The organism is Saccharothrix lopnurensis, from assembly GCF_042658445.1.
GTDB classification, from domain to species: domain Bacteria; phylum Actinomycetota; class Actinomycetes; order Mycobacteriales; family Pseudonocardiaceae; genus Actinosynnema; species Actinosynnema lopnurensis.
This window is the reverse complement of sequence record NZ_JBHSQO010000002.1, coordinates 87,097-99,096: the sequence shown is the minus strand read 5'-3', so window position 1 is coordinate 99,096 and position 12,000 is coordinate 87,097. Positions and strand designations below refer to the sequence as shown.

The window sequence follows — 12,000 nt, the reverse complement described above, 5'->3', positions numbered from 1 at the left end:
AGCCGGTGCGCCGCGTCGGGGGCGGCGCCCGGCTCTGTTGTTCCCGCCGGTGGGCCGGCGGGCGCGTCCTGCTAGCGGGCCCGGCGGGCCAGCCGCTCCGGGTCCAGGATCAGCACGCTCTTGCCCTCCAGCCGCAGCCAACCGCGGTGGGCGAAGTCGGCCAGGGCCTTGTTCACCGTCTCGCGCGAGGCGCCCACGAACTGGGCGATCTCCTCCTGCGTCAGGTCGTGGGTGACCCGCAGCAGCCCGGCCTCCTGGCTGCCGAAGCGCTGCGCGAGCTGCAACAGCGCCTTGGCCACCCGACCGGGCACGTCGGTGAAGATCAGGTCCGCCAGCATGGAGTTCGTCCGCCGCAGCCTGCGGGCCAGGGCCCGCAGCAGCTGCTCGGCGATCTCCGGCCGGTTGGTGATCCACTGCCGCAGTGCCGGCCGGTCCATGCTGACCGCCCGCACCTCCGTCACCGTGGTCGCGGTGGACGTGCGGGGACCCGGGTCGAAGATCGACAGCTCGCCGAACATGTCGGACGGGCCGAAGATCCCCAACAGGTTCTCCCGGCCGTCGGGGGACTTCCGGCCGATCTTCACCTTCCCGGACTGGATGATGTAGAGCCGGTCGCCCGGCTCGCCTTCCGCGAAGATCACGTGGCCACGCGGGAATTCAACGGACTCCAGCGTCTGCGCCAGTGCCTCCGCTGCAGCCGGTTCAACCCCCTGGAAGATGCCCGCACGGGCCAGGGTCTCGTCCACCTCGTCCCTCCTGTCGAGACACGGCGGCATGGTCGAGCGCGTTCCGCCTTCTGGCGGAGCAGCGCCTTGCCGCCGATCACTGAGAGCAGTCTAAGGGCTGTGGTGGGGATCGCCTTTCGGCGCGCCGCCAACAGCGCCCTGGACAGCGCGACGAGACCCGCCGGGGGTGACCCCCGAGGGCCTCGCCGATGTGGTCCCCGCTTAGCGGCGGGTGCGCCGCTGACGCAGGTTCCTGGCCCGGCCACCGAGCCTGCGCAGCCGGAACAGCTCCAGCGCGCGGCCGATGCCGTGCCCGTAGAGCGCCCTGACCTCGTCGGGGCGCGCCGACTCCAGGAACTCCTCGACCTCGTCCTCCTGCACCGCGACGTGCCGGAGACGAGCTTCGACGCGCTCCATGAAGAGCGCGAAGAACATGATCACGATCGGAACGGCGATGACGAACCAGGCAGTCATGATGGCTCCGATCCTTGCGCATCCGCCCGGGCGCGCATGAGAGGGGGTCACTCCGGCGAGTCGTCGTGCGTTCTTACAGGGGACGTCCGGTGCGGGGTGCTGGTTGCTCGCCGTTGCTGTTCCCCGCGATCGTGAGCCGGCAAACGCCCCGCGGTGGGACCCGCCGCCACGAGAGGTGACGCCGCCCAACGCAGTAGTGTTCGGGCATGGCCAAGAGCGCGGTGAAGCAGCCGGAGACGAGGCTGGGGCTGGTTCGCCGGGCGCGCCGGACGACACGCGTCCTGGCCCTCGGCTACCCCGACGCGCACTGCGAGCTGAACTTCACCAACCCGCTCGAACTGCTCGTCGCCGTCGTGCTCTCGGCCCAGACCACCGATGTCCGGGTGAACCAGGTCACGCCCGCGCTGTTCCGGCGCTACCGCACGGCCCTGGACTTCGCCTCCGCCGACCGGACCGAGCTGGAGGAGATCCTGCGCCCCACCGGCTTCTACCGCGCCAAGGCGAACTCCGTGATGGGGTTGGGCGCCGCGCTGGTGGAGCGGTTCGGCGGCGAGGTGCCCGGCCGGCTGGAGGATCTGGTCACACTGCCCGGCGTGGGCCGCAAGACCGCGAACGTGGTGCTCGGCGACGCGTTCGGTGTGCCCGGGATCACCGTGGACACGCACTTCGGCCGGCTGACCCGCCGCTGGGGCTGGACCACCGAGGAGGACCCGGTCAAGGTGGAGCGCGAGGTCGGCGGGCTGGTCGAGCGCCGGGACTGGACCCTGATCTCGCACCGCACGATCTTCCACGGTCGGCGCGTGTGCCACGCCCGCACCCCCGCCTGCGGCGCGTGCCTGCTGGCGCCGCTGTGCCCGTCCTACGGCATCGGCCAGGTCGACCCGGCCAAGGCGCGGAAGCTGGTCAAGGGCGACGAGGCGCCGCACCTGATCGAGCTGGCCGAGCGCGTCCGGGCGGGGGAGAAGTTGGCGTGAGCGCCGGGCTTCGGTGGGCGGTCGTCGCCCTGGTGCTGGTGGTGGCGGGTGCCGTCGCGCTGTGGCCGCGCGCCTCCGACGACCCGGTGGGCGCCGGCCCGCCGTCCCGGACCGCGCCGGACCTGGGCCCGCTGCGCGACCGGGCCGGGCTGCCGCCGTGCGCGGGGGAGCCGGGCGGGCCCGAGGTGCTGCGCGGCCTGGCGGTGACCTGCCTGGGCGACGGCGGGCAGGTCGACCTGGCCGGCGCGCTGCCCGGACGGGCCCTGGTGAACTTCTGGGCGACCTGGTGCGTTCCCTGCAAGGAGGAGTTGAAGGTGCTCGACGCGTACTCGCGCGAGCCTGGCGCCGTGCCGGTGCTGGCGGTGCTCGTGGCGAGCAAGGAGGGTGACGGTCTGGAGCTGCTGGCGAAGCTCGGGGTGCGCCTGCCGGCCGTCCACGACGCGGCCGACGTGGTGCGCGGGGCCGTCCGCGTGCCGCCCACGCTCCCGGTGAGCTACCTCGTGGGCGAGGACGGCTCGCTGACCGAGGTGGCGGAACCGACCGTGTTCACGTCGGTGGAGCAGGTGCGCGGGGTGGTCGGGTGACCGCCCTGGTCGACCCGGGCGAGGTCCCGGACTGGATGGCCGGCCTGGTCAAGGCCACCGCCGAGATCGACGCCCGCACCTTCACCCGCATCCTGCCGCCGCCGCCCGGCACGGGCCGCCCGGCCGCCGTGCTGATGCTGTTCGGGGAGGGGCACGACGGCCCGGACGTGCTGCTGCTGCGCCGTTCCGACACCCTCGGCTCGCACCCCGGCCAGGTCGCCTTCCCCGGCGGCGCGGCCGACCCGACCGACGACGGCCCGGTGGACACCGCGCTGCGCGAGGCGTTCGAGGAGACCGGCGTGCTGCGCGAGGGCGTGCGGCCGGTCGCGATGCTCCCCGAGCTGCACGTGCCGGTGTCCAACTTCGTGGTGACGCCGGTGCTGGCGCACTGGGCCGAGCCGTCGCCGGTGGTCGCGGTCGACCCGGCGGAGACGGCCGCGGTGGCGCGGGTGCCGATCGCGCACCTGGCGGACCCGGCCAACCGGTTCCGGGTGCGCCACTCGTCCGGCTACGTCGGGCCCGCGTTCTCCGCACCCGGCATGCTGGTGTGGGGGTTCACCGCCGGGCTGCTCAACGGCCTGCTGGGGCTGGGCGGGTGGGAGCGGCCGTGGGACGCCGCGGACGTGCGTGACCTGGACCTCGCCCTGCGTGCGACGGAGGTGCCGTGAACTGGGTCGACCTGCTCGTGCTGGCGCTCGCCGCCTTCGCCGCGGTGTCCGGCGCCCGACAGGGCGTGGTCGTCGCGCTGCCCGCGTTCGTCGGCGTGCTCATCGGCCTGGTCCTGGGCACCCAGCTCGCGCCGCTGGTGGTGGCCGAGTTCGAGAACGTGGTGACCAAGGTCGTCTTCGCGGTCGGCATCGTGGTGCTGCTGGTGGCCCTGGGCGAGACGCTGGGCGTCTACGCGGGGCGGACCTTCAAGTCGCGGGTCAGCTCCAGCCCGCTGCGCGGCGTGGACAGCGCGCTGGGCGCGATCGTGCAGGCGTCCGTGGTGTTCGTGGTGGCGTGGATGATCGCGCTGCCGCTGACCATGGTCGCGGGGATGCCCGGTCTGTCCAGGGGCCTGAACCAGTCGGTGATGCTGTCCACGGTGGACCACGCCATGCCGCAGGCGGCCCGGAAGCTGGCCGACGACCTGCGCAACCTGTTCGACGTGTCGGGTTTCCCGGCGGCGGTCAACCCGTTCGACCGCACCCCGCTGCGGGACGTCGAGCCGCCCGACCCGGCGCTGACCGAAGACCCGGTCGTGCAGCGGCTGCGGCCCAGCGTGGTGAAGGTGCGCGGGCGCGCGCCGGCGTGCTCGCGGGCGCTGGAGGGCACCGGTTTCGTCATCGCGCCGGAGCGGGTGATGACGAACGCGCACGTCGTCGCGGGCACCACGGACGTGTCGATCGAGGTCGGCCTGGGGCGCTTCGACGCGACGGTCGTGCACTACGACGCGCAGACCGACGTGGCCGTCCTGGCGGTGCCGGACTTCGACGCCGCGCCGCTGGAGTTCCGCACGGACGAGATCGAGCCCGGCGAGGACGGGATCGTGCTGGGCTACCCGCTGGACGGCCCGTACACCGCGTCCGAGGCGCGGGTGCGCGAGCGGATCCCGGTGCTGCGCGGGCCGGACATCTACGACGCGCAGACCGTGACGCGGGACGTCTACACGGTGCGGGCGGAGGTGCGCAGCGGCAACTCCGGCGGGCCCCTGGTGGACCCGCGGGGGCGGGTGATGGGCGTGGTGTTCGGCGCCGCGGTGGACGACCAGGAGACCGGGTTCGTGCTGACCGCGCAGGAGGTCGCGGAGGAGGTGGAGCGGGCGCCGGGGCTGGTGCGGCGGGCGTCCACGCAGACCTGCGCCTCGTAGCCCGGTCCTCGTGGCCAGGTCCCCGTGCGTTGTTCAGGCGGGGCCCGGACCGGACCCCAGGAACTCGCTGATCAGCTTCGTCGTGGTGCGCGGCGACTCCTGGTGCGGGAAGTGCCCGACCCCCGGCAGCACGTGCAGCGCCGAGTTCGGCCCCGCCCACTGGCCCGACGCGGTCGCCGTCGACTCCAGCACCACCGGGTCGAGCGCGCCGTGGACCTGGAGCACCGGCACCTCCAGCCGGCGGTCGATGGCCTCGGCGAAGCGGCGGCCGTCGCTGCGCAGCTGCGAGCGCACGGCCCAGCGGTAGTACTCCAGGGCGCTGTGCGCGACCCCCGGCACCAGGACCGCCCCGCGGTTGCGCCGCACCACCTCGTCGAACTCCGGCGACGCCGTCCACTTCGGACCGGACCAGGCGGTGAACAGGCCGCCGACCGCGGCGGCGCCGTCCCTGGTCAGCCCGCGCTCGGGCAGCAGCGGCAGCTGGAAGCGGAACACGTGCGCGCTGGCGCGCCCCTGGCGGCGGGGGTGGCGGCGGATCGCCCGGCGCAGGGCCAGCGGGTGCGGCGCGGCCACCGCGGTCACCGAGGAGACCAGGCGGGGGTGCATCGCGCCGACCGTCCAGGCCAGCATCCCGCCCCACGCGTGCCCGACCAGGTGCGCCCGCGTCGCGCCGAGGGCCTTGACCAGCCCGGCGACGTCGCCGGCGAGGGTGAACCCGTCGTAGCCGCGCGGCGGCTTGTCCGAGTCGCCGTAGCCGCGCAGGTCCACGGCCACCGCCCGGTACCCGGCCTCGGCCAGGGCGGGCAGCTGGTGCCGCCACGTCCACCAGAACTCGGGGAACCCGTGCAGCAGCAGCACCAGCGGCCCGTCGCCCAGCTCCGCCACGTGCAGGCGGATGCCGTTCGCGGACACGTCCCGGTGCGCCCAGGGGCCGGGTACCCGCGAGCTCGACGGGTCGGGTGGCGGCACGGCCGTCAGCGGCTCTCGCCGCGGTGCCGGATGGCGGCGACGGTGTCCCTGGCCGAGTCGATGGTCCGCTGCGGCGCGCGCAGCTTGCGCACCTTGCGCACGCCGAGGAACGCGAACCCGCCCGCCACCAGCAGCATCAGCAGGAACGTCACCAGGAACGAGAACGAGGTGGGCCAGTCGAACACGTCGGTGAAGAAGAACGCGAGGGCCATGAACGCGAAGAACGAGCTGAACAACAGCACCGTCAGCGCGACGATGAAGTAGACGCTGCCCTTCACGCCCTTCTTGATCTCACCCGCGACCTCGGACTTGGCGAGCTCGACCTCCGCCCTGACCAGGGTGGACAGGTGGGCGGTCGCATCGCGCACGAGACCGCCGATGGAGGTCTCGTGGGCGATCGTCGCCGGGCTCTCCGCGGTCAACGGGATCGACGGGACAGGTGGCAGCCCGCTGCCGTTGGTGTTCTCCCGAGCGCTGGTCACCGCGCCATCGTGCCATGCACGGGCGGTCGAGGCCGCTCGACCGGCGGATCACTTACCGGCGTCGGCGCGTCGGCACGTCGGCGTGCGCGGCTGCGCCGGACGAGCGGGCTCACCGGGAACCACCCCGGCGCGGGCGAGGGGGCGCCCCCGGACCGGGAGCGCCCCCTCGCGTCACCTCGTGCTCAGTCCTCCGAGGCCCCGGACTTCAGGCCGCTGGAGATGAGGTCCATGACGGACGAGTCGGCCAGCGTGGTGACGTCGCCGATCTGCCGGTTCTCGGCCACGTCGCGCAGCAGCCGGCGCATGATCTTGCCCGAGCGGGTCTTCGGCAGCTCCGGCACGACCATGATCTGCCGGGGCTTGGCGATCGGCCCGATCTCCTTGGCCACGTGCTCCCGCAGCGCCTTGATCGCCTCCGCGCCGTCGGAGCCCTCGGCCACGCCGCCGCGCAGGATCACGAACGCCACGATGCCCTGGCCGGTGGTCGCGTCGGTCGCCCCGACGACCGCCGCCTCGGCCACGGTCGGGTGCGAGACCAGCGCGGACTCGACCTCGGTGGTGGAGATGCGGTGCCCGGACACGTTCATCACGTCGTCCACCCGGCCGAGCAGCCAGATGTCGCCGTCCGCGTCGTACTTGGCGCCGTCGCCCGCGAAGTAGAAGCCCTGCTCGCCGAACCGGGACCAGTAGGTGTCGCGGTAGCGCTCCTCGTCGCCCCAGATGCCGCGCAGCATCGACGGCCACGGCTCGTCGAGCACCAGGTAGCCGCCACCGCCCTTGGCGACCTCGACCCCCTGGTCGTCCACGACCTTCGCCGAGATGCCGGGCAGCGGGCGCTGCGCCGAGCCGGGCTTGGTGGAGGTCGCGCCGGGCAGCGGGGAGATCATGATCGAGCCGGTCTCGGTCTGCCACCAGGTGTCGACGACCGGCGTCGTGCCCGCGCCGATGTTCTCCCGGTACCAGATCCACGCCTCGGGGTTGATCGGCTCGCCGACGCTGCCGAGCACGCGCAGGCTGGACAGGTCGTACTTGGCCGGGATGTCCGCGCCCCACTTCATGAAGGTGCGGATCAGGGTGGGCGCGGTGTAGTAGATCGACACGCCGTACTTCTGGATGATCTCCCAGTGCCGGCCCTCGTGCGGGGTGTTCGGGGTGCCCTCGTAGACGACCTGCGTGACGCGGTTGGAGAGCGGGCCGTAGACGATGTAGGTGTGCCCGGTGACCCAGCCGATGTCGGCGGTGCACCAGTAGACGTCGGTGTCGGGCTTGAGGTCGAACACGGCGTGGTGCGTGTACGACGACTGGACCAGGTAGCCGCCCGAGGTGTGCAGGATGCCCTTCGGCCGGCCCGTGGTGCCCGAGGTGTAGAGGATGAACAGCGGGTGCTCGGCGTCGAACGCCTCGGGGGTGTGCCGGTCGGACTGGCGGTCGACCACGTCGTGCCACCACACGTCGCGGCCCTCGGTCCACTCGACCTCGGTGTCCGTGCGCTTGACCACGAGCACGTGCTCGACGCTGCCGGCCTTGGCCACGGCCTCGTCCACGGCGGGCTTGAGCGGGGCCGGCTTGCCGCGCCGGTACTGGCCGTCGGTGGTGATCACCAGCTTGGCCCGGGAGTCCTCGATGCGGGTGCGCAGCGCCTCGGCGGAGAAGCCGCCGAACACGACGCTGTGCAGCGCGCCGAGGCGGGCGCAGGCGAGCATGGAGAAGATCGCCTCGGGGACCATCGGCATGTAGATGGCGACCCGGTCCTCGGCGCCCACGCCCAGCTCGGTCAGCGCGTTGGCGGCCCTGGAGACCTCGCGCTGGAGCTCGGCGTAGGTGATGGCGCGGCTGTCGCCGGGCTCGCCCTCCCAGTGGATGGCGACCTGGTCGCCGTGGCCGGACTCGACGTGCCGGTCGACGCAGTTGTAGGCGACGTTGAGCTTGCCGCCGACGAACCACCGGGCGAACGGGGCCTTGGACCAGTCGAGCACCTGGTCCCACCCGCCGGCCCAGGACAGCCGCCCGGCCTGCTCCGCCCAGAACGCCTCGCGGTCGGCGTTCGCCCGGTCGTACAGCTCGGCGGTGGCGTTGGCCTGCGCGGCGAACTCCTCGCTGGGCGGGAACGTCCTGTTCTCCGTCAGCAGGTTGTCCAGGGCGGCGTGCGGCTCTGTCATGGCGGGGCGTACCTCCTGAATCCGTGGGGTGCGCACCGACCGTAGTGCGATCCAGCTCACTGCGCACCCAAAAGGTTCAGACCAATTTCGGCGGTCTCCGAAACGCGTGGGTAACTGTGTAACCCGCTCGGAGGCCCCTGACCATGGTGTTCCCGACGAACGACACCAAAGTTGCGACAAACGGCACGTGGCGTGAGCCTGGTCACGCGCTGAGGCGGGCCTTCAGCGAGGGCCACTCCTCGGCGGTCATCGAGTACACGACCGTGTCGCGCAACGTCCCGTCCGGCCGGACCCGGTGCACGCGCAGGACGCCCTCGCGGGTCGCGCCCAGGCGTTCGACGGCGCGCTGGGAGCGCTCGTTGCGCAGGTCGGTGTGCCAGCCGACGCGGTGCGCGCCGAGCTCCTCGAACGCGCGCCGGAGCAGGAGGGACTTGGCGTTGGTGTTCAGTGCGGTGCGCTGCCAGCGGGTGCCGATCCAGGTGTGGCCGATGTAGAGGCCGCGGTGCCGCGGGTCGATCTCGTAGTAGGAGGTGGTGCCCGCGACCTCGCCCGTGCGCGGGTCGACCTGGGCCCAGGCGAGGCGGTCGGGGTCGGCCAGGGCGCGCTCGACGTAGGCGCGGGTGTCGTCGAGGTCCCTCGGCTGCGGCGTGTTCATCCAGGTCCAGGTGTCCGGGTCCCGCCCGGCCGCGTGCAGGCCCTCCACGTGGTGGAGGTCCAGGGGCTCCAGGCGGACGTGGTCCCCGATGAGGAGGGGGCGGTCGTACCAGGTCATACCCCGAAGCTAGTCCCGGAAGTGGCTATCCGTAATGGCCAATCCCAACGTCTTTCAAGAGTCCATTTACCGACGGGTAGTGTTCGGTGCCGTGACCGACCCGCTCGCCCCGCTGCTGGACCTGCCCGGTGTGCCCGAGGCCGTCGCCTCGGCGCGCGACGCCGTGTTCCAGGTGCACCGGCACCGCGTGAACCTGCGCGGCTGGGCGACCACCGCGGCCGAGGCGTCCGTGCGGGCCGCCCGCGCGTCGGCGGCCGTCGACGGCGGCCCCACCGAGATCCCGGCCGACGGCGAGGTGGCCGACCCGGTGCTGGCCGGCTCCCTGCGCGTGGCCGAGGCGCTGGGCGTGCTCCTGCCGACGTGGCAGCGCGCGCCCCTCCAGGCCCTGGCCAGGCTGCACGTGCTGGCCGCCGCCGACCTGGACCCCGACCCCGGCCGCCCGCGCCTCGTGCCGGGCGTCGCCGAGCGCCTGGACCTGCTGGCCCACCTGGTCACCGGCGGCACGTCGGTCCCCGGCCCGCTGCTGGTGGCCGTCGTCCACGGCGAGCTGATGGCGCTGTCGCCCTTCGCCACCGCCAACGGCGTGGTCGCCCGCGCCGCCGCCCGCCTGACGTCGATCTCGACGGGCCTGGACCCCAAGTCCCTGGGCGTCCCCGAGGTCCTGTGCCTGCGCCGCCGCACCGACTACGACACCGCCCTGCACGCCTTCTCCACCGGCACCCCCGAGGGCATCACCCAGTGGGTCCTCTTCTGCTGCCAGACCCTCCAGTCCGGCGCCCGCGAGGCCCGCGGCATCGCCGACGCCGCCACCCCCTGACCCGCGCGAGTCGTACCTCCAGCCCGCGCGAGTCGTACGTCCAGACCCCCCGAGTTACACGTTCAGACCGCGCGAGTCGAACACTCGCGACCACCGTGTCGAACGCTCAGGACCCCCGAGTTCCCCGTTCGCGCCCTTTCGGGGGTACCTGAACGTAGAACTCGGGGGTCCTGGAGGTACGACACGGTCGTCCTGGACGTACGACTCGCGCGGGTCAGAGGAGTTTGGCCAGGGTGGTGGCGGCTCGTTCGGCCTCGTCGAAGGTGTTGTAGAGCGGGGCGAAGCCGAAGCGGAGCACGTCGGGCGGCCGGTGGTCCCCGATGACCCCGTGCTCGACGAGCTCGTCCACGAGGCGCAGGGCCTCGGGGTGGCGCAGCGAGACCTGGTGACCCCGCCACTCGTCGGCCGGGGTGATCACCTCGACGCCGGGCAGGGGCTCCACCAGGGCGCGGAAGCGGGCGGTCAGCGCGAGGCCCTTGGCGCGGACGTCGACCAGGGACACGTGGTCCCACACGTCCAGCGCGGCGTCCAGGGCGAGCATCGAGATGATGTCGGGGGTGCCGACCCGCGCCCGGGACACGCCCGGGTCGGGCCGGTACTCCGGGTCCATCGCGAACGGCACCTCGTGCCCGGTCCACCCGGTCAGCGGCTGCTCGAACCCGGCCTGCCCGTGCTTCGGCACGTAGATGAACGCCGGCGACCCCGGCCCGCCGTTGAGGAACTTGTACGTGCAGCCGACCGCGAGGTCCACGCCCAGCGCGTCCAGCTCGATCGGCAGCACGCCCGCGCTGTGGCACAGGTCCCACACCACCTTCGCGCCCACCGCGTGCGCCTGCCGGGTCAGCGCCGCCATGTCCAGCAGCCGCCCGGTCCGGTAGTCGACGTGGTTGAGCAGCACGACCGCCGTGGTGTCGCGCAGGTCCAGCTCCTCCGGCGGCGCGGGCCGCAGCGCCAACCCGGTCAGCTCGGCCACCGACCGCGCCACGTACCCGTCGGTCGGGAACGTCCCGGCGTCCACCACGATCTCCGACCGGTCGGTGTTGCGCACCGCCGCCATGAGCGCCTTGAACAGGTTCACGCTGGTCGAGTCGGCGACCACCACCTGCCCGGGTCCGGCGCCGATCAGCCGCCCGATCCGGTTGCCGACCCGCTCCGGCGCCTCCCACCAGCCCTCGGACCAGCTGCGGATGAGCCGCCTGCCCCACTGCTCCCGCACCACCTCCTGCACCCGCGCGGCCACGTTCCTCGGCGGCGCCCCCAGGGAGTTGCCGTCGAGGTAGACGACGTCGTCGTCCAGGTCGAACAGCTCGCGGACGTGCGCCAACGGGTCGATCACACGTAGCTCCTCGCGGTCCACAGCTCCGGGAACACCGAGCGCCGCGTGCGCTTCTCCAGCCACGCGACCCCCGCCGAGCCGCCGGTGCCGGCCTTCGCGCCCATCGAGCGCCGCGTGGCCAGCAGGTGGTCGTAGCGCCAGCGGGCGAACTCCTCGGCGATGTCGGTCAGCGCCTCGCCCAGTTCGAGCAGGTCGCGGGAACCGCCGCGGTAGACGTCGGCCCACACCCCCTCCACGGCGTCGCTCGGCTCGTACGCCTGGCTGAGGTCGCGCTTGAGCACCTCGTCGGGGATCGGCAGGCCCTGCCGCTGGAGCGCGGCGAGCACGTCGTCGTACAGGCTCGGCTCGTGCAGCAGCGCCTCCAGCGCGTCGTGCTGCGTCGGCACGGCCCGGTGCGGCCCCAGCATCGAGCGGGACTTCTCGCCGAGCAGGAACTCCACCTCGCGGTAGCGCCCGGACTGGAAGCCGGAACCCTCGCCGAGCGCGTCGCGGAACGAGTTGAACTCCGCCGGGGTCATCCGCGCGATCGGCCGCCACGCCGCGTTCAACGCCTGCATGTGCAGTTCGCTGCGGCGCAGGGTGCGCACGGCGGCCCGCAGGTCGTCGGCCCGCAGCTCCTTCTGCGCCTGCCGCCACTCGAAGCACAGCAGGCCGAAGTACAGCTCCATGACCTGCGTGATCACCAGGAACGACATCTCGCGCGGGTCGTCGGACCACTGCCGTTGCAGGCCGTGCAGCACGGAGGCGTGCACGTAGTCCTCGTAGGGCGTCGTGCCGCCGAAGTCGAGCTTGGGTGAGACGGGACAAGTCATGAACCCAATGATGGGTGGACGAAAGGGTGAACTGAATGGGCAAC

At 72.9% G+C, this 12,000-nt stretch carries 13 protein-coding genes; 5 read left to right on the top strand and 8 right to left on the bottom strand.

The window, feature by feature from the left end; translation table 11 throughout:
• Positions 1 to 71: 71 nt before the first annotated feature.
• Complete coding sequence (locus ACFP3R_RS02495) at positions 72 to 746, bottom strand: Crp/Fnr family transcriptional regulator (protein WP_015097742.1); 675 nt, start codon at positions 744 to 746, stop codon at positions 72 to 74.
• 201 nt (positions 747 to 947) lie between these two features.
• Positions 948 to 1,199 (bottom strand): hypothetical protein, encoded by a 252-nt coding sequence (locus ACFP3R_RS02490; protein ID WP_015097743.1) that lies wholly within the window; start codon positions 1,197 to 1,199, stop codon positions 948 to 950.
• A 206-nt stretch (positions 1,200 to 1,405) separates the two neighbouring features.
• On the opposite strand from ACFP3R_RS02490, the gene nth reads away from it, so the two are divergent.
• From nth to ACFP3R_RS02470, 4 genes are read left to right on the top strand one after another with little or no spacing between them, the layout of a single operon-like run.
• Positions 1,406 to 2,173, top strand: coding sequence for an endonuclease III (gene nth / locus ACFP3R_RS02485; RefSeq protein ID WP_380632279.1), 768 nt, complete (start codon positions 1,406 to 1,408; stop codon positions 2,171 to 2,173).
• Positions 2,170 to 2,757 carry a TlpA family protein disulfide reductase gene (locus ACFP3R_RS02480; RefSeq protein WP_380632277.1) on the top strand — a complete coding sequence of 196 codons (588 nt, stop codon included), beginning with the start codon at positions 2,170 to 2,172 and terminating at the stop codon, positions 2,755 to 2,757. Before nth ends, ACFP3R_RS02480 begins: the two co-directional genes overlap by 4 nt.
• Before the next feature lie 35 nt (positions 2,758 to 2,792).
• Entirely contained in the window at positions 2,793 to 3,425 is a 633-nt protein-coding gene (locus ACFP3R_RS02475) for an NUDIX hydrolase (protein ID WP_380632827.1), read from the top strand.
• Positions 3,422 to 4,609 (top strand): MarP family serine protease, encoded by a 1,188-nt coding sequence (locus tag ACFP3R_RS02470; RefSeq protein WP_380632275.1) that lies wholly within the window; start codon positions 3,422 to 3,424, stop codon positions 4,607 to 4,609. The genes ACFP3R_RS02475 and ACFP3R_RS02470 overlap by 4 nt, the downstream gene beginning before the upstream one ends.
• A gap of 33 nt (positions 4,610 to 4,642) precedes the next feature.
• On the opposite strand, the gene ACFP3R_RS02465 is transcribed toward ACFP3R_RS02470, so the two are convergent.
• The 4 genes from ACFP3R_RS02465 to ACFP3R_RS02450 all read right to left on the bottom strand — a co-directional run bounded on the left by ACFP3R_RS02465 (position 4,643) and on the right by ACFP3R_RS02450 (position 8,991).
• The gene (locus tag ACFP3R_RS02465; RefSeq protein ID WP_380632274.1) at positions 4,643 to 5,578 is read right to left on the bottom strand and encodes an alpha/beta fold hydrolase; all 936 of its coding nucleotides are present in this window, start codon (positions 5,576 to 5,578) and stop codon (positions 4,643 to 4,645) included.
• A gap of 5 nt (positions 5,579 to 5,583) precedes the next feature.
• Positions 5,584 to 6,060 (bottom strand): phage holin family protein, encoded by a 477-nt coding sequence (locus ACFP3R_RS02460; protein ID WP_380632272.1) that lies wholly within the window; start codon positions 6,058 to 6,060, stop codon positions 5,584 to 5,586.
• 182 nt (positions 6,061 to 6,242) lie between these two features.
• On the bottom strand, positions 6,243 to 8,219 hold the full coding sequence (gene acs, locus ACFP3R_RS02455) for an acetate--CoA ligase (RefSeq protein ID WP_380632270.1): 1,977 nt from the start codon (positions 8,217 to 8,219) through the stop codon (positions 6,243 to 6,245).
• Between the two features lie 202 nt (positions 8,220 to 8,421).
• A complete protein-coding gene (locus ACFP3R_RS02450; protein WP_380632269.1) occupies positions 8,422 to 8,991 on the bottom strand; it encodes a GNAT family N-acetyltransferase in 570 nt (189 codons plus the stop codon).
• A gap of 91 nt (positions 8,992 to 9,082) precedes the next feature.
• Between ACFP3R_RS02450 and ACFP3R_RS02445 the strand changes: the two genes are divergently transcribed.
• Positions 9,083 to 9,808 carry a Fic family protein gene (locus tag ACFP3R_RS02445; RefSeq protein ID WP_380632268.1) on the top strand — a complete coding sequence of 242 codons (726 nt, stop codon included), beginning with the start codon at positions 9,083 to 9,085 and terminating at the stop codon, positions 9,806 to 9,808.
• A gap of 214 nt (positions 9,809 to 10,022) precedes the next feature.
• Here ACFP3R_RS02445 and kynU read toward each other — a convergent pair whose 3' ends face one another.
• Positions 10,023 to 11,144, bottom strand: coding sequence for a kynureninase (gene kynU / locus ACFP3R_RS02440; protein ID WP_380632266.1), 1,122 nt, complete (start codon positions 11,142 to 11,144; stop codon positions 10,023 to 10,025).
• Complete coding sequence (locus ACFP3R_RS02435) at positions 11,141 to 11,956, bottom strand: tryptophan 2,3-dioxygenase (RefSeq protein WP_380632264.1); 816 nt, start codon at positions 11,954 to 11,956, stop codon at positions 11,141 to 11,143. Before ACFP3R_RS02435 ends, kynU begins: the two co-directional genes overlap by 4 nt.
• Positions 11,957 to 12,000: the final 44 nt, after the last annotated feature.